Below are 16,220 nucleotides of genomic sequence, written 5' to 3'. Positions count from 1 at the left end.
TCATGCCTGGTCCGTCGTTTCGACGATCACGTTATTGAGCGCAGTCTTGGGCTCGGAGACCCGGGCGCCACCGCGGAGCGGATGCAGGTACCGGGCCGGGCCTCGGAAGCCGTCAGGACGTGCCCGTCGGGAGTTGATCACCCTTGCCGCCCGACGGTAGAGGGACGCCCCAACTCAACCCAGCCGGAATCAGAGCCGGAGTCGCGATGGATCCTCCAGAGGGCCCTCCCGGTCGGCACGACCGGTCGCGGAGGTCACGGGGCAGCGAGGATCAGCGGATTCGCGGTCCCACTGTTCGCGCACCCACGTATGGGCCGGGTCGTCGCAGAAGGACATCGACCGCTCCTCTCCGGGTCCGGCGAGCACGTTCAGGTAGTACAGGTCATAGCCGGGCGCAGCGGCGCACGGGCCGTGGTAACCATGCGGCACCAGGCACACGTCACCGTCGTGGACTTCGACCGTGACGTCCAGCGTGTCGTCGTAGGTCCGATGTAGGCCGAACCCGCTGCCGCTCGGCGCCGTCCCGCCGGCCACGGCGACGCGGTAGTAGTAGATCTCCTCGTTGGCGACGGGACAGGTCGTGTCGTGCTTGTGCGGCGGATAGCTGGACCAGTTGCCGGCCGGGGTGATCAACTCGCAGGCCATCAACCGGTCGGCGCCGTCGAACACACCCGGCGCACCAAAGTTGGTCACCTGCCGGGTCGCATTGCCGGCACCGCGGACCTCGACCGGCACGGCGTCCGCTGGTACATAGCGGGCCGGCAGCGAGCGGCGGGCCGGCGCCATCGGAACGGCGATCAGCGCGGATGCCACGCTGCTGAGCCGGGCTGAGCGGCCGCGGCCGAGGTAGGCGAAGTCGGTGACCCGGCTGAACACCGAGGTCCGACCCCGCAGGTGGAACCGCTCGGTCTCCGTTGCTACTTCGCAACCACCGGCGAGCGGCAGCACGAAGACCTCGTGGTCACCAGTGTCCAGTGTCCGGGGTATCCCCGGCTCTAGGGCGAGCACGCGGAGCCCGGCGTACCTCCAGCCCGCCCGACCGGCCGTGAGCAGCACCGGATCGTCGCCGTGGCGAAGGGCGCCGTCCGGCAGGTGGATCCCGGTGTCGTCGCCCCTCATGCCGCGTATTCGGCGAGAGCGCCCGGGTCGAACACCACACCGACACCGGGGAGCTGCGATCGGACCACCCGGCCGTCGCGCACGACGAGTTTGGAGTCCGCGGTCAGGAGCCTCTCGAAGTTGAAGATGTCGGTTCGCTCGCTGAAGTACTCGACCATCTCCCCGGAGCCCGCCCCGGCGATCAGCTGCGAGTGCAGGTTCGCGTGCCAGTGCGGCGCGAGCACGAGATCGTTGGCGCGGGCCAATCCGGCGACGATCGACCACTCGGTGATGCCGCCCATGACGCCCGCGTCGGCCTGGATGACGGAGGCGCCTCCCCGATCGATGAGCTCGCGGAAATCGCGCCGGTTCGTCAGCAGCTCTCCGGTCGCGACTGGGATGTCGGTGCGGCGGGCGAGTTCGGCGTGGCCTGCGAAGTCCTCGGGCGCGAGCGGCTCCTCGATCCAGCGGATGTCGAACTCCGCGACGCTGCGCGCGAACGCGAGCGCGTCCCACGCCGAACGCCACGCGTTGTTGCAGTCGAGGGCGAGCTCACCCTGCGCACCGACAACCTCGCGAGCCGCCGCGACCCGCGCGAGATCGACATCGAGCGCGGCGCCGCCGACCTTGATCTTGTATTCTTGGAACCCAAGCTCAGCGTAGACGGTGAACTCGTCGTGGACGTCCTCGACAGGGTCACCGCCCTTGCCGTAGTAGCCACCCGACGCGTACGCCGCCACGTCGTCGTCCGCCAGCCCCAGCACGCGGTGAAGCGGGGCATCGCAGCGCTTGGCCAGCAAGTCCCAGAGCGCGATGTCCACCGCGGCCAGCGCCCGCATACCCAGCCCACCGCGACCGAGCAGCAGCGACTCGTGGTAGAGCCTCGGCCACACGCCCTTCGGCGCCTCGCAGGCAAGGGCGAGCAAGGTCGGCGACAGGATGTTCTCGACGTAGCTCGCGACCACCTCGGCACCGGACGTGCCGATGTAGGCGAAGCCCTGTCCCTCGTATCCGTCGGCGGCCGTGACCTCGACGATGAGGTAGTCGCGCGCCGTCACCCGGCGGGTCGAAAAGCTCACTGGCGTCGCAAGCGGCACGCGAACCGGACGTGCGCTCACCTTTGCAATTCTCACAAGTCACCCCTTATGTCTCGAACGTCCGGCCGCGGCTTTCCCGTCACGTCCGCCGAGACAGTTCTCGGAACTCACTGCCGTAGAAGATCAGGGGGGCTATGCCCACGTCGTAGTTGAAGGTCTTCACCTCGAGGATGACCACGTCGTGGTCGCCCGCCCGGATCACGGACTCGATCCGGCAGTCGAGCGTCAGAGCCGTACCCTCGACGACCACAGCGCCGGAGGGCAGGCGCCGCCAGTCGACCTGGCCGAAGCGGTCCACCCCGCGGGCCGAGAGCATTCGGCTCATCTCGGCCTGGGCCGCGGAGAGCACGCTCAGGCCGAGCGCGGTCAGGGATCTGAGCCGTGGCCAAGTGGTCGAGGTGTGGGCGACGCAGACGGAGACGAGCGGGGGCGCGAGCGAGACGGAGGTGAAGGATCCGACCGCCATGCCGACCGGCTCGTCTCCGTCGAAACCGCAGAGCGCCACCACACCGGACGGGAAGCAGGACATCGCGCGACGGAACTCGAGATCGTCGAACCCTTCACCAAACGCGGTCGTGGACGATCCGTCCAGCATCAGGATGCACCCGCCCTCGCCGTCCCCGTCATGGCCTCGACCTTCCCAAGCGACTCGTGCCAGGCCGCCGCTGATGCCGGCGGCACCGGACCCGGGATCCCTTGGAGGGCACGTTGCGACATCGCCACGTCCATGTTCGTTCCTTTCGGTTGACTCCGGTCTCGTCGTCCCGGCTACGCGACGAATCGCTGTCCGATCACGCGGTCCATCAGTGAAGCGAGTTGATAACTCAGCAGAGAGATCACGGTCACCGCCACACCGATCGCCCACGATCGATCGGTCTGCAGATTGAACTGGGTCTCACGGAGGAGACTGCCCAGTCCTTTCGGCCCGACGAGGAACTCCGCGCCCAGTGCGCCGAGGATCGCGCCGGGGGCGGATATCCGCAGCGCCAGTAGAATCCCCGGAACTGCGGACGGCATGGCGAGGTACAGCAGGTGGCTGGCGCGTCGAGCTCCCAGCACCTGCAGCAGGTCGTTGGAGCCGAGAGGTGTCTTGGCGAGCCCGGCCGAGACGAACACGAACGTCGGGAAGAACGAGAACACCGCCGCGACTACGAGCACCGTCTTGCTGTTGTACCCCACGATCGCGGCGATCGCGGGGATGAACGCGACGATCGGCGCCGTCCGCAGCATCATCGCGCTGGGCGTCACCATCGCCCGCACCATGCGCGACCACCAGGAGGCCAGCGAAAGGGCGACGCCCATAACCATTCCCAGCGCCAACCCGAGCACGGTCGTCCCCATGGTCCAGCCGAGAGAGGACATCATCCACCCTGGCGAGATCAGTTGTCGGACGACCACTTCGGGCGGCACCACGATGAGCGGCGAGACGTTGGAGACGCTGACTGTCAGCTGCCACCATCCGAGGAGGATCAGTAGTGGCCACCACCGGCGCAGGGCGTTGTTGAGGCCGCCTTTTACACGATATGTACTCATCCCAGGAATCGCCTCCGTGCTGGCACCTCGGCGACGAGAATGACGCCGTAACCCACAAGCGTGATCAACGACGTCGTCAGCGCCGCCGTCCACAGCAGAACGGAGTCGCCGCTCTGCATCGATGACACGAGCAGCACGCCGACTCCCCGCGGCGAGCCGAACCACTCCCCCAGCACCGCACCGAGCATCGACGCGGTGAAGGCGAGCCGAAGACCTTCGAGCGTCAGCGGGATCGCCGCCAGCGCGCGCAGGTGCAGGAGCCGTCTCACCTGGCCGGCGCCCAGCGCCGTGAAAACGTCCTCGTGCGCCGGCCGACTGCTGTGCAGGCCACGCTCGACCGACACGTACGCCACGAACAGGCTGCTCAACGCCGCGAGGTACATCGGTATGTCGCTGCGATCGGTCGTGCTCACCAGCACCGGCGCGACGACGATGATCGGGATAGCGTGGACGGCCGCGGCTGCGCTGGCGAGGCCATCTTCGAGGATCAGCAGCAGCGAGCCGGCGCCCGCCAGGAGCACTCCGATGACCATGCCGAGTACGAGGCCCTTGAGCGCAGCGGGGATCGTCGCCTCGAAGGCGTACGACAGCGACGATCGCGTCGTTTCCGACCCGTACTGACGCAGCACGGTACTGAGCGGCGGCCAAGAGTCGCCGAAGACCTGACTGCGGCCGATCCACTCGTCGATGCCAGCGAGGATGACGACGCCGAGGACCGTCCATACGGCGGCGGCCCGGGTGATCATAGGTTGTCGGCGTTCGCGTGATCGAGCTGCCCCTCGATCTTGGCGGTCATGGCCTGGAAGTCCGGCTCATGCCTGATCTCGTTGACGCGCGGGCGCGGGAAGGGGCTGATGAACTCATCGATGATGCGCCCTGGACCGGCCGACATCACCACCACGCGGTCGGCGAGGAACAGGGCCTCCTCGACCGAGTGGGTGGTGAGCACCGTGGTCGTCCGTTCGAGCAGCCAGATCCGCTGCAGGGCAAGATTCAGCCGACGCCGGGTGACGGCGTCGAGTGCCCCGAACGGCTCGTCCAGCAACAGCACCTTGGGCTGCAGAAGCAGGGCGCGGGCGATGGAGGTGCGCTGCCGCATCCCCCCGGACAGCTGAGCCGGCCGGGCGTCGATGAACTTCCCGAGACCGACCAGTTCGACAAGTTCACGCACCCGCTCGTGGTCGACCTTGCGTCCGGCCACCCGATACGGCAGCGCGACGTTGCCGCGCACCGACAGCCAGGGCAAAAGCGCGTGGTCCTGAAAGGCCACCCCAAGCTGGTGGGACTTCGCGAGTGCCTCGGGCGGCTCCCCGGACACCTGGACCTCGCCGGTGGTCGGGTTGTCCAGCCCGGCGATCATGCGCAGAACCGTCGACTTGCCGCAGCCGGACGGACCGACGAGGGCGACGAACTCGCCCTGCGCGATCGACAGGTCGAGGTGCTCGAGGGCGACGACGCTCTTGGAGCGACTCAGCCGGAACTTCCGCGATACGTCGGACAGGGCGAGCGCCGGAGCCCGCCCAGGCTCCTCGTTCACGCTCTCATCACTGGCGTCGCCAGGCTTCAACCGCTTGCCTCTCACCGTCATGGACACTTGAGAACCTCTCCCCAGATCGCGGCTGCCGAGCTCCGCTGGTGCGGCCTCGGCCGCCTGGGCCGGGGGAGCCGCTGCGCGATTCGGGCCGGATGTAGTTTGCGCGGATCGCTCCCGCACGGTGAACGGGTCGACCGTGCCGTGGCGCGCGGACCGCCTTCGGACTCCGGCTTCGGCACTCGGCCGGGGCCCTTGCTATCGAGCGCCGTCGCGACAAGCTCAATTTTGATATACGATACACCGAAACGTCAAGACCTTGTCTTATGCCAAGTGGACAACGGCTCGTTCGGCGCTCGGACCACGGCGGCCGGGTGGTCCAGGCCGACTTCAGCCACACGCCACGCACCCGCCATGCCAGATCATGCACGCCAAGCGCTGCCGCCGCGGCCGCGGAGCGCACGACAGCGACTCATATACGATGGTCCTGATCTCTGGATCCGCTCCTGGAACCGTCAGATCGCGCTGTGGTTCCATGCTTGGGTACGGAGGCCGGAGAAGACGTTGTAGGATACGATATATGTTCAATGGTTACGCTCCTATCCGCATCGGCCCCGAGGTGACCCGATGAGCACCGCGTCCTCCACGGACGCCGCGCTCCAGGCGTCGACCCAGGCTCTCGAGCCCCTGCCGCCACGACCCGACAACCTGACCACGACAGTCTTCGAGGCGATCCGCGACAACATCGTCAACGCCCGGCTCGCTCCCGGCAGCCGTGTGAGCGAAGCCTCGCTCGCCTCCCAGCTTCAGGTCAGCAAGACCCCGGTGCGCGAGGCCCTCCTGCGCCTGCGGCACATCGGCCTGGTCGAACCGGTCGGGCGGGGTCTTCGCGTCGTGCGGCCGTCGGTCCGCTCGATCCGCGACGCGTACGAGTACCGCGCCGGCATCGAGGCGACAGCCGCTCGCTACGCCGCCAACCGCGCCTCGACGCAGCAGCATGAGGACATCTTGCAGCTGGCCCAGCTCTCGCTCGCTCGCGCGTCGGCCGGCGACACCGCCGGCTTCCGCCAGGCGGACCGTGCCTTCCACCTGGCCATCGCCGACGCGGCGCGCAACACCATCCTGCGCCGGAACATCGAGGACACGCTGGTCCTGGTCGCCGCGCTGCGGGAGCGCGACACCGAACCGTCGGGCGGCGACTCCGTCGAGTGCGCACGCGAGCACGTCGCGGTGGCCGCGGCGATCCGCGCGGGAGACCCCAAGCTCGCCAGCAGCCAGCTCGCCGACCATATCCATCACGTGATGTCGCTGGTCCTGGCCTCCAAGCCCGCGGCCACGGAGGGTTGATCCGCCGAACCGTCCCGGCGCTGTGCGCCGTGGCCGACCTGCCCTTCGGGGCTGGCGGCGAGCCAGTCCGCCACCGCGTCCGACGCCGCGTCCTTGACCGCCGGCGGAGCCGCGCTGTACGTGATGGACGCCTGCGCCAGGGCGGCCAAGCCCGCATCGTCCAGACCGAGCTCTACGGCGCAGCGTACATACTCGCCCAAGATCGACGTGTCGAACCAGATCGGGTCGTCGGCGGCGAGGCTGCAGGGGACACCGGCCCGCATGAGATGCGGGAGCGGGTGCGCTCCGATCGAGGGCACGACGCCGAGAACGACGTTGGAGGTCGGGCAGACGTCCAGGCAGACTCTCTCCTCGGCCAGCCGGGCGAGGAGATCCGCGTCCTCGCCAGCCCGCACGCCGTGCTGGATGCGGTCTGCGCCGAGCGTGTCGAGCGCCTCACGCAGGCTCGCGGGACCGGCGAACTCACCAGCGTGCGGCGTGACCAGGAGTCCGCCGTCCTTCGCGGCGCGGAAGGCGGCCGCGAAGCGGTCACCGGGATACCCCATCTCCTGGCTGTGCAGGCCGAAGCTAGTCATCCCGTACGGCCGCAGCCGCACGGCCAACCGGGCCAACTCCAGCGCGGACTCGGGGGTGTCGCGCACCCGGTCCACCGCGGCCATGAATCCCATCGAGACCCCGTGCCGCTCGGCGGCGGCACCGAACGTCTCCAGCACGTGCATCCAGCAGTGCTCGTCGCTCGGAAAGGCGCCGCGGTAGTTGCGGGCGACGAAGCTCGGTTCGAGGTGGACGACACCCTGGGCCAGGTAGTCGCTCAGCACCTCATCGGCGAGCCGGGCCCACCGCTCGGGCGCGCGCAGCACCCCGGCGACGGCTGCCCGCACCGGCTCGAAGTCTTCGAGCACGCCCGCGACCGGACGGCTTGGAAGCGCTTCGCCCGCACGCGCTCGCAGCGTGGCGAGGGTCGTCCACCGCATGGCCGTCTCCAGGTGAAGGTGGAGATCGGCCTTGGGCAGCCGGGCGAGGCGTGCGACGACGGCTGGACCCGCGGCGGCCATCGCCTCCCCGGCCGCGCCGGCCGCCCGGACTCCGCTGACCAACTGCGGACGCGACGCCCCGGATTGCTCGGTCATGCGGTCACCATGATGCTCTTCCCGCGCCTGCGGCGTCCGGTGACGGCGGCCAGCGCCCGCGCACCGTTCGCGAACGATCGGCGCTCCGAGATGGGCGGGGTGATCGCCCCGGGCGGGCGACGATCGCAGACCAGGTCCGCGAAGCCGACCCGGTCCGACCCGAACTCGGCCCTGAGCGCGGCCACGCCGGGCTCCAGGTCGGTGTCCTTCGCCGTCACCACGTCACAGCCCCCTTCCCGGCCGCTACGCGCGGCCACTCGAACGCACGATGCCGCCTCAGCTGGCCACGATGGGCAGGGCGATCCAGGACGGCCGGGCCGCGTCGTGGAACAGGGTCTGCTCGGCGCTGATCATGTTGGTCTCCAGTTCCTCCGCCGGCAGCCGCCCGGTGTTGGGGTTCCGGTCGAAACGCGGGAAGTTCGAACTGGAAATCTCGACCCGGATCCGGTGCCCGGCCTTGAACACCATGCTCGTCGCCACCAGATCGATCACGAAACGGTACGGCGTACCCGGCTTCATCAGCACCGGCCGCTCGAACCCCTCCCGGTAACGAGCCCGCAGGATGCCGTCCGCCACGCTCATCGCCCGGCCGTCCGGATGCACATCCACCAACTTCGCCGTCCAGTCGGTGTCCACCGCGCTGGACGCCGCGTGCAACACCACCTCCACCGGCCCGGTCACCTCGATGTCCTCGTCCAGCACCTCGGTCGAGAAACACACCACGTCCGGCCGCTCCTCCACCGCCCGCTGATCCCGCGGCCCGGCCCGAAAGGCGATGTTGTCGCCGGGGAGCAGGGTCCGCCCGCCCGTGCTGGGCACAGGGTCACGCGGGTCGTAGACGTAGGTGGAGGGGGTCGCCTCCACCAGCGGCCGCTCGGCCGACAGCCCCCCACCGGAGTGCAGGTAGTACTTCGTCGTCACCGCCCGCTCCAGGGGCCACTCCTGCTCGTCCCGCCAGACATTGGCCCCCATCACGAACAACTTCACCGGCGCACCGCTCACCGGCCCGCCCTCCCCCAGACACTCCCGGAAGTAGTCGAGGTACCGGGGCCACATCTGCATGGACATCTCGCTCGAGGAGAAGCCGAAGTCGAGTTCCCCCAGCACGCGGTCACCGGTGGCGTGCGACCATGGCCCGATGATCAGGCGGGTGCGCTCCCGCGCGACGCCCTGCCCGGCTCCGCCCCTGATCGCGGTGTAGGCGTCGAGTGTTCCCTTCAGGAAAACATCGAACCATCCGCCCTGGACCATGGCCGGCACGGTGATCTTCGGGACGCGATCCCGCACCGAAAGCGCCTCCCAGTAGCCGTCCCGTGTGGGGTGGCCGAGCCAGTCGCCCCAAGCCGGGACGAGCTCACGGAAGAGAGGGACGTCGGTGAGCGGCATCGTCCGCTGCCAGTCGGACATCGCGTCGCCCATCTGCGCCCAGCTTTGGAAGAGCGCGCCGACGTCCTCCGTGCCGACCTTGCGCAGCAACTGGAGCACGGAGAGGACGTGAGACCACCACATCATCGTGCCGAGATGGAAGGCACCGCCGGGGTAGAGGAAGTCCTCGTAGAAATCGAACGGTGTGATGCCCGGTGCGATCGCCACAAGTCCAGGCGCCGGCCTCGACGCGGCCAGAAGCTGGGTGAGGGCCAGGTAGGAACCGCCGAGCATGATGACGCGACCGTCGGACCATGGCTGCTGCGCGCACCACCGCACCGAGTCGGCTCCGTCGACGGCCTCGTTGACGAATGGGGTGAACTCACCGCCGGAGGCGGCGGTGCCGCGGACATCCTGCATGACGAGGACGAAGCCGGCGGTGGCCACGTCCAGCGGCCATGCCTGCTTCATGGGCGCGGACTTGCCGTACGGCGTGCGTGCGAGGATCACCGGGTACCGCTGGTCGTCTCCGGGGCGGTACACGTCTGCGAGGAGCGTCGTGCCATCGCTCAGCGGGACCGGAACGTCCTTGGTCGCGAGCGTCTCGATCGTCTGGTCTGCTGCCACTCTCAATTTTCCTTACCGGTGTCTGGTCGCCGGGCGTGGCTCGGCGCGCCCGGCGGCCGTCGGGTGCGAGTCGTCAGGCGGGCACGATGGGCAGGGCGATCCAGGACGGCCGGGCCGCGTCGTGGAACAGGGTCTGCTCGGCGCTGATCATGTTGGTCTCCAGTTCCTCCGCCGGCAGCCGCCCGGTGTTGGGGTTCCGGTCGAAACGCGGGAAGTTCGAACTGGAAATCTCGACCCGGATCCGGTGCCCGGCCTTGAACACCATGCTCGTCGCCACCAGATCGATCACGAAACGGTACGGCGTACCCGGCTTCATCAGCACCGGCCGCTCGAACCCCTCCCGGTAACGAGCCCGCAGGATGCCGTCCGCCACGCTCATCGCCCGGCCGTCCGGATGCACATCCACCAACTTCGCCGTCCAGTCGGTGTCCACCGCGCTGGACGCCGCGTGCAACACCACCTCCACCGGCCCGGTCACCTCGATGTCCTCGTCCAGCACCTCGGTCGAGAAACACACCACGTCCGGCCGCTCCTCCACCGCCCGCTGATCCCGCGGCCCGCAGTTCGCCCCGACCTGTTCTCCTTGGAAGGACGTCGCGCCACCGACGGTAGGGACGGGGTCACGCGGGTCGTAGACGTAGGTGGAGGGGGTCGCCTCCACCAGCGGCCGCTCGGCCGACAGCCCCCCACCGGAGTGCAGGTAGTACTTCGTCGTCACCGCCCGCTCCAGGGGCCACTCCTGCTCGTCCCGCCAGACATTGGCCCCCATCACGAACAACTTCACCGGCGCACCGCTCACTGGCCCGCCCTCCCCCAGACACTCCCGGAAGAAGTTGAGATATTGGACGTCGAGCTGCACCGCGATGGCGGCGGCGCCGGGACCGAAATCGAGTTCCCCCAGTGCCTGCTCCCGATTGGCCTGCGACCACGGCCCGATGATCAGGCGGGTGTTGTCCCGGGTCGCCTCGTCGGCCCGCAACGCCTTGAAGGTGTCCAGCGTGCCTTTGAGGAAAAGGTCGAACCAGCCGTCGGTGATGATGGCCGGCACGCGGATCGGGGATTCGCGTTCCGAGAGCGACAGGGCGCGCCAGTACTCATCCCGAGCCGGATGCTCCAGCCAAGTGCGCCAGGCCGGAATCAGCCGGTCGAAGACCGGGACGTCGTTGAGCGGCGTGTGCCTGTAGAAGGAGTCCATCTCGTCGCCGATCGGCCCCCACTGCTCCAGCAGGGCTGGGTCGACCTTTCCGGAGCCGAACATCTCCATGCCGGCCTGGATGTGAGCCCAGAACATCGCGTAGCCGAGCTGGAAAGCGCCCCCGCAGTACATGAGGTCGGCGTGACCGTCCCACGGCGTCGCCCCGACGGCCATGCCGGACAGCGCCGGCGGCGAGCTCGCCGCCGCGAACGACTGGGTGAGCCCGAGGTAGGAGTTGCCCAGCGTGAAGACCCGGCCGTCGGACCACGGCTGCTCGGCGCACCACGCGATCGAGTCGAAACCGTCGGCCTCCTCGTTCACGAACGGCACGAACTCGCCCTCGGAGCCGAAGCGGCCGCGGACGTTCTGCACAACGAGGGCGAAGCCCGCGGCGGCCACGTTCAGCGGCCAGACCCCGAGCAGGCCGCTGATGTTCCTCGGGTAGGGGGTGCGCACGAGAATCGCGGGATGGGTCCCCGTGCCGTTCGGCCGGTACACATCGGCGTACAGGCGGGTCCCATCGCGCATCGTGACAGGGACGTCGGCCGATGCCAAGGTCTCGATACATCCGGGCTGCTGGATGGAGGTCACAGATTCCTGCCTGTCGTTAGGAGGGGCTCAGGCCAAGCTGATCGGAGCCGGGCGGCGCCGACTCGCGCTCAAGCCGCCTTGAGCGTCACGCTTGTGGTCGCGACCTTCTCCAAGGGTGCGAGCCCCGGCACCTTCGAGTCGCGGAGGACCTTGTACTGCTGCTCCAGGTCCTCCATCGAGATGGCCCCGATGCCGTACTTGCGTGTGGTCGCGCTCTGCTCCAGCGGGATATCGGCTCGGGCTTCGAGCTTCTGCTGTTCCAGCTGAAGGCCGTTCGCCTTGCCGTAGAGCTTCACGGTCAGCTCGGCGCCGGCGTCCGGGTTCTTGATCTGGTCGTCCCAGCCCTTCCGCAGTGCCTTGAGGTAGGCGACGATGCGGTCCTCGTGCGCGTCCAGCAGCCGGCGGGTCGTGAACAGCACGTTGCCGTACGACGGATAGCCGAGAGCCGAGAAGGTCGTGGCCACGCCATCGAAGCGGCGCAGCTTGAGCGTGATGCCCTGCGACGTGACGAGCCCTGCCATCCCGTCACACGCCCCGCTGATGAGCTGCGAGACGTCGCCGGTCCCGGTGATCGCCTTGTAGTCCTTGGGTAGACCGTTCTTGTCCAGAATGGAGTCCACGACGGTCTTCGCGCTGGGATCGAGGGCGAGCGTCTTGCCGACGATGTCCTTCGGCTCGCGGATCGGCTTCTTCGCCGAGGACAGCAGGCCTCCCGGGGACTCCTGGAACTGGGCCGCGAACGCGACCAGGTCACCGCCCTTGCTCACCGCCTGCGAGATGGCCTGCAGTGTGGCCACCCCGATCTCGGCCTGTCCGCCGAGGATGACGGCCGGCACGCTGGTGAGATTCGGCCCGCCCGCGATCAGCTGCGAGTCGATGCCGGCCTGCTTGAAGTAGCCGTTCTGGGCGGCCAGGTACCAGCCGGCGTACACGACGTTGCTCGTGAAGTACAGCTGGGTCCGCATCCTCGTCAGACCGCCGCCGGATCCGGACTCGACCAGGCCTCCGCCAGGGCCGCTACACGCCGCCACCGCCCCCAGTAGCACCGCCGAACCCGACGCTCCGAGGAAGGCGCGCCGCGACATGCTGGCATCCATACCTGCTCCCATAGCTGATTCCCTTTCTCCCCCGAGTCCGAAGATCGCGCATCGGCTGCGGGTGTCGTGCGTGCCGGCGCCCCGTCAGCAAGACGTGGTCGGCGATCCGGTACCAGCTCGACTGGCGGGTTAACCCGGCTCACGCGTCCCACCCGGTCGGTGCGCAATCTGGGCGACGGCGAGAGATGCCCACGATCAGCCATCTGCGCTCGTCAATGGAGTTCAGTTTGATATACGATACGCTGAAGCGTCAAGAGTCCTGCTCCGAAGATTTTCTACGGCGTTGAACAGACTCTCGAACTAGATTCTCTTCCGCGTACAGTTGATTAGTGAGATACGATGTATCAATCGCAATCCCCGTCAACGATCAAATGGCCCGGGTGGGCCCGATGACTCCTCCCCTCGGAGTCGTCCTCGTACACGGGGCCTGGCACAACAGCTCTTGCTGGGAGCCGGTCCGCGCCGAACTCGACCGCAGACGCATTCCGTCGGTCGCCGTGCAGCTGCCGATGACGACCCTCGATCAGGACGCGGCGGTCGTCCGCGCCGCCGTAGACGCCAGCGATCATGACGTCATCGTCGTCGGGCACTCCTGGGGCGGTAGCCCGGTGACGCTGGGCGCGGCGGGGTCGGCGAAGGTGAAACACCTCATCTACCTGGCCGCCTTCATGATCGATATCGGTCAGCCGGTCACCTCGTTCGACACCCCTGCCTCGGCAGAGAGCACGACAGCGACCGTGGAGCGGGACGGCTCCCTCCTGCTCGACCCCGAGGAGGCGATCGCTCTGCTCTACCACGACGTCGATCCCGACCTCGCCGCCCGCACCATCGCCGGGCTGCGCCCCATGCGGCTCAGCAGCTTCGCACCCGTCGAGACCGCCCTCGTGGCCGCCTGGAAGACGGTCCCCTCGACGTACGTTCTCACTCTCGACGACCGGTCGATCCCGTCCGAACACCAGCGCGTGATGGCGCGGAACGCGGGCGAGGTCGTCGAGATCGACACCGGCCACTCGCCGTTCCTGTCGCGGCCGGATCTGGTCGCCGGCATCATCGCCGGGCGCTGTCGCCGTGTCCGCGAGTCCCGGTCCTAGCGCCTGGGCCAGAATCCGGAGACGCCGCGCCGCCAGACAGGCGGCTAACGGTCACGCCTGCGCACCGAGTTGCTCAGACGTCCCACACCCTCGATCCTGCACTCGGCCACGTCACCGTCCTCTATAGGGATCGCTCCAGGCGTGCCCGTTGAGATGATGTCGCCGGGGTACAGCGGCATCACCTCACTGTGGAAGCTCACGAGGGACGCGAGGCCGTGGGTCATGTTGGCGACGGTGTTGGATCGGATCTGCGTCCCGTTCACGATCGTCTCGACGACGATCCGCTCGAAGGATCCGACCGCATCCCGGACAACGCGGGCCGGCATCAGCGCCGGGCCGAACGAGAAGAACGTCGGGAAGTTCTTGCAGCGCGTCAGGAAGCGCGGGTTCCGCCGCAGGATGTCCTCGGCGGTCTGGTCGAGGACGGTGCAGAACCCCCACACGTAGTCCATCGCCGCATCGAGCGGAACGTCGCGCGCCGTACGCCCGATGATCAGGCCGAGTTCACCCTCGGTGGTGACTCGCCCGCTCTGCTCGGGCAGCACGATCGTGTCTCCAGCACCGATGATCGTGTGGTCGCCCTTGAAGAAGGACGCAGGCTCCTCTGGGGCGCTCTCGTCGAGGTCACCGGCGTGTTCACGGTAGTTCAGGCCGATCCCCAGGATCTTGCGGGGCGCCCGGTAGGGCACGGTGAGCTCGAATTCCGAGGGATCCTCGAAGTACCTGTCGGCGACGCCGGCGACCCGCTCCAGCAGGCGGATCTCCATGTCCGCCGTGAGGAGTTCCATCGCATCGCCGGTGAAGCCTTGGAGTAGCGTCTGCGGACGCAGGACCCCGCGTGCGGGGTCGATGATGATCGGAACCTCGCGCGATTCCTCGCGCGCGGTGGCAAGATGAGTCAACTTCCGTCCTCCCCGTCTTGAGCCCGGTTCAGACGCTCGCGAGCATTCCGCCGTCTATGCGCACCATGGAGCCGGTGATGTACGAGGCCCGCGCGCTGGCAAGGAAGGCGATGAGGTCAGCGTATTCGGCCGGGGTGCCGTAACGGCCGGCGGCGATGGACTGCGTGCTCGCACGTGACACCTCGGCCACGCTGACGCCCTCGCGCTCGGCCTTGGCGTGGTCGAGGAAGTCAATGCGGCCGGTGGCGATCCGGCCGGGCACGACCACGTTCGCGGTGACGCCGTCGGTCCCGACCTCCCGGGCGAGGGTCTTCGACCAGCCGACCAGGGATGAGCGCAGCGTGTTCGACAAGCCGAGGCTGCGGATCGGCTCGACGACGCCGGACGAGGTGCTGGTGATGACGCGGCCCCACCCGCGCTCGCGCATGCCCGGCAGGAAGCAGTCGGTGATGGTGATGACCGACAGCACGAGATGGTCGAAGGACGACCGCCATATCGCGCCCTGAACGCCGGTGACCTCGCTCGGCGGCGGGCCGCCGGTGATGTTGACCAAAATGTCGACCGCCCCGGCCGTCGACTCGATCTCCCGGGCATGGCCCTCGACGCTCGCCAGGTCGGTGAGATCCCACTCCAGCCGCGAGCAGCGCCCCCCGGCGGCCGCGATGCTCGCAGCCGTGCGATCCAGCGCCTCGGTGTGGATGTCGGCGATGACCACCCTGGCCCCCTCGGCGGCGAGCCGCGCGGCCGCCGCCGAGCCCAAGCCGCCACCGCCACCCAGCACCAGGGCGACCTTGCCCTCTATCTCAAGATCCATGCTTTGGTCTCCGCTTCCGTGGTCGCATGCTCATCCTGTCCGCATGCACAAGACATGAGATACCATATATTGTCGAGAACGAGCGGTTCAAGAGCCGCCCCAACGGACGGCGCGGTCGCTCGACAACGATGGGTTCATAGTCGGCTCCCCCGCGGAGCCAAGACCTGTGGAGGTTGAGCATGTTCGTCCGACGTGTGATCACCGGGGTTGACGCGCAGGGCAGGTCCGTCGTGGTCGCCGACGAGCGGATCGACGGCATCCGCCCGTCGCTGGTACCGGGCTCCGAGGTTCACGCGATCTGGGGCACCGACACCGTGCCGGTGGTGCCCCACGATGGTGCCCCGCCCGTCGTTGGAACCACCTACCCGCAGGCTGGGGGCGTCCGGTTCGGACTGTTCAACGTCCTTCCCGACCGAAGCCCTCGCACCCAGCCGGACGACCTCGCCGGCGCTCTGGCGGAGTACGAGGCGCTGCGGCCCGGAGTCCTGCGGTACTTCGAACCGGGCGGCACCGGCATGCACACCACACCGACGGTGGACGTCGTCATCGTGCTCGAAGGCCGGGTCTGGATGGAACTCGACGACGGCGTGGAGGTCGCACTGGGCACCGGCGACGTCATCGTGCAGAACGGCGCGCGACACGCGTGGCGCAACCACGCCGACGTGCCCGCTCGTCTCGCCTCCGTCATGGTCGGCGCCACCGAGGCCGGGGCCACCTCGTCCTGACCCTTCGCCATGCTGCCCCGCTGGCGGTCGGCGGCTCGCCCACGAGTACCGCGGATGGATCGTCACCGCGGCCGCCG

Annotated in this window: 16 protein-coding genes; 3 read left to right on the top strand and 13 right to left on the bottom strand. The window is 68.5% G+C overall.

Annotated elements, in window-relative coordinates:
- Positions 1-189 precede the first annotated feature (189 nt).
- The 6 genes from iolB to K8Z49_RS01355 form a co-directional block, all read right to left on the bottom strand.
- On the bottom strand, positions 190-1,119 hold the full coding sequence (gene iolB / locus K8Z49_RS01380) for a 5-deoxy-glucuronate isomerase (protein WP_412517436.1): 930 nt from the start codon (positions 1,117-1,119) through the stop codon (positions 190-192).
- Positions 1,116-2,216 (bottom strand): mandelate racemase/muconate lactonizing enzyme family protein, encoded by a 1,101-nt coding sequence (locus K8Z49_RS01375; protein ID WP_412517435.1) that lies wholly within the window; start codon positions 2,214-2,216, stop codon positions 1,116-1,118. Before K8Z49_RS01375 ends, iolB begins: the two co-directional genes overlap by 4 nt.
- Before the next feature lie 58 nt (positions 2,217-2,274).
- Entirely contained in the window at positions 2,275-2,790 is a 516-nt protein-coding gene (locus K8Z49_RS01370; protein ID WP_412517434.1) for a flavin reductase family protein, read from the bottom strand.
- Between the two features lie 173 nt (positions 2,791-2,963).
- The gene (locus tag K8Z49_RS01365; protein ID WP_412517433.1) at positions 2,964-3,728 is read right to left on the bottom strand and encodes an ABC transporter permease; all 765 of its coding nucleotides are present in this window, start codon (positions 3,726-3,728) and stop codon (positions 2,964-2,966) included.
- Positions 3,725-4,474, bottom strand: coding sequence for an ABC transporter permease (locus K8Z49_RS01360; protein WP_412517432.1), 750 nt, complete (start codon positions 4,472-4,474; stop codon positions 3,725-3,727). The genes K8Z49_RS01365 and K8Z49_RS01360 overlap by 4 nt, the downstream gene beginning before the upstream one ends.
- Complete coding sequence (locus K8Z49_RS01355) at positions 4,471-5,316, bottom strand: ABC transporter ATP-binding protein (RefSeq protein ID WP_412521325.1); 846 nt, start codon at positions 5,314-5,316, stop codon at positions 4,471-4,473. The genes K8Z49_RS01360 and K8Z49_RS01355 overlap by 4 nt, the downstream gene beginning before the upstream one ends.
- Positions 5,317-5,886: 570 nt before the next feature.
- On the opposite strand from K8Z49_RS01355, the gene K8Z49_RS01350 reads away from it, so the two are divergent.
- Positions 5,887-6,606, top strand: a complete 720-nt coding sequence (locus tag K8Z49_RS01350) for a GntR family transcriptional regulator (RefSeq protein ID WP_412517431.1) — start codon at positions 5,887-5,889, stop codon at positions 6,604-6,606.
- Here the strand turns inward: K8Z49_RS01350 and K8Z49_RS01345 are convergent.
- From K8Z49_RS01345 to K8Z49_RS01325, 5 genes are all read right to left on the bottom strand, one after another.
- Positions 6,555-7,736 carry an adenosine deaminase family protein gene (locus tag K8Z49_RS01345; protein ID WP_412517430.1) on the bottom strand — a complete coding sequence of 394 codons (1,182 nt, stop codon included), beginning with the start codon at positions 7,734-7,736 and terminating at the stop codon, positions 6,555-6,557. The genes K8Z49_RS01350 and K8Z49_RS01345 overlap by 52 nt on opposite strands.
- The gene (locus K8Z49_RS01340; RefSeq protein ID WP_412517429.1) at positions 7,733-7,957 is read right to left on the bottom strand and encodes a hypothetical protein; all 225 of its coding nucleotides are present in this window, start codon (positions 7,955-7,957) and stop codon (positions 7,733-7,735) included. The genes K8Z49_RS01345 and K8Z49_RS01340 overlap by 4 nt, the downstream gene beginning before the upstream one ends.
- 55 nt (positions 7,958-8,012) lie before the next feature.
- Positions 8,013-9,728, bottom strand: coding sequence for a CocE/NonD family hydrolase (locus K8Z49_RS01335; RefSeq protein ID WP_412517428.1), 1,716 nt, complete (start codon positions 9,726-9,728; stop codon positions 8,013-8,015).
- Between the two features lie 73 nt (positions 9,729-9,801).
- Positions 9,802-11,451 carry a CocE/NonD family hydrolase gene (locus K8Z49_RS01330; protein WP_412517427.1) on the bottom strand — a complete coding sequence of 550 codons (1,650 nt, stop codon included), beginning with the start codon at positions 11,449-11,451 and terminating at the stop codon, positions 9,802-9,804.
- A 131-nt stretch (positions 11,452-11,582) separates the two neighbouring features.
- On the bottom strand, positions 11,583-12,479 hold the full coding sequence (locus K8Z49_RS01325) for an ABC transporter substrate-binding protein (protein WP_412517426.1): 897 nt from the start codon (positions 12,477-12,479) through the stop codon (positions 11,583-11,585).
- A 521-nt stretch (positions 12,480-13,000) separates the two neighbouring features.
- Between K8Z49_RS01325 and K8Z49_RS01320 the strand changes: the two genes are divergently transcribed.
- The gene (locus K8Z49_RS01320; RefSeq protein WP_412517425.1) at positions 13,001-13,702 is read left to right on the top strand and encodes an alpha/beta hydrolase; all 702 of its coding nucleotides are present in this window, start codon (positions 13,001-13,003) and stop codon (positions 13,700-13,702) included.
- A gap of 44 nt (positions 13,703-13,746) precedes the next feature.
- Here K8Z49_RS01320 and K8Z49_RS01315 read toward each other — a convergent pair whose 3' ends face one another.
- The gene (locus K8Z49_RS01315; protein WP_412517424.1) at positions 13,747-14,604 is read right to left on the bottom strand and encodes a fumarylacetoacetate hydrolase family protein; all 858 of its coding nucleotides are present in this window, start codon (positions 14,602-14,604) and stop codon (positions 13,747-13,749) included.
- Positions 14,605-14,632: 28 nt separating this feature from the next.
- Positions 14,633-15,418, bottom strand: a complete 786-nt coding sequence (locus tag K8Z49_RS01310) for an SDR family oxidoreductase (protein ID WP_412517423.1) — start codon at positions 15,416-15,418, stop codon at positions 14,633-14,635.
- 179 nt (positions 15,419-15,597) lie between these two features.
- Here K8Z49_RS01310 and K8Z49_RS01305 point away from each other — a divergent pair, with 179 nt between their 5' ends.
- Entirely contained in the window at positions 15,598-16,143 is a 546-nt protein-coding gene (locus K8Z49_RS01305) for a cupin domain-containing protein (RefSeq protein ID WP_412517422.1), read from the top strand.
- Positions 16,144-16,220 lie beyond the last annotated feature (77 nt).

This window comes from Actinomadura madurae (genome assembly GCF_047130825.1).
GTDB lineage: Bacteria > Actinomycetota > Actinomycetes > Streptosporangiales > Streptosporangiaceae > Spirillospora > Spirillospora madurae.
Note: the sequence above shows the minus strand (reverse complement) of the source record. Positions and strands in the feature narration are given on the sequence as shown.

Bases quoted from the DNA above. Each gene is read 5' to 3' on its own strand.
- iolB (WP_412517436.1), bottom strand. From the start codon at position 1,119: ATGAGGGGCGACGACACCGGGATCCACCTGCCGGACGGCGCCCTTCGC.
- K8Z49_RS01370 (WP_412517434.1), bottom strand. From the start codon at position 2,790: ATGCTGGACGGATCGTCCACGACCGCGTTTGGTGAAGGGTTCGACGAT.
- K8Z49_RS01365 (WP_412517433.1), bottom strand. From the start codon at position 3,728: ATGAGTACATATCGTGTAAAAGGCGGCCTCAACAACGCCCTGCGCCGG.
- K8Z49_RS01360 (WP_412517432.1), bottom strand. From the start codon at position 4,474: ATGATCACCCGGGCCGCCGCCGTATGGACGGTCCTCGGCGTCGTCATC.
- K8Z49_RS01355 (WP_412521325.1), bottom strand. From the start codon at position 5,316: ATGACGGTGAGAGGCAAGCGGTTGAAGCCTGGCGACGCCAGTGATGAG.
- K8Z49_RS01350 (WP_412517431.1), top strand. From the start codon at position 5,887: ATGAGCACCGCGTCCTCCACGGACGCCGCGCTCCAGGCGTCGACCCAG.
- K8Z49_RS01345 (WP_412517430.1), bottom strand. From the start codon at position 7,736: ATGACCGAGCAATCCGGGGCGTCGCGTCCGCAGTTGGTCAGCGGAGTC.
- K8Z49_RS01330 (WP_412517427.1), bottom strand. From the start codon at position 11,451: ATGCGCGATGGGACCCGCCTGTACGCCGATGTGTACCGGCCGAACGGC.
- K8Z49_RS01325 (WP_412517426.1), bottom strand. From the start codon at position 12,479: ATGCGGACCCAGCTGTACTTCACGAGCAACGTCGTGTACGCCGGCTGG.
- K8Z49_RS01320 (WP_412517425.1), top strand. From the start codon at position 13,001: ATGACTCCTCCCCTCGGAGTCGTCCTCGTACACGGGGCCTGGCACAAC.
- K8Z49_RS01310 (WP_412517423.1), bottom strand. From the start codon at position 15,418: ATGGATCTTGAGATAGAGGGCAAGGTCGCCCTGGTGCTGGGTGGCGGT.
- K8Z49_RS01305 (WP_412517422.1), top strand. From the start codon at position 15,598: ATGTTCGTCCGACGTGTGATCACCGGGGTTGACGCGCAGGGCAGGTCC.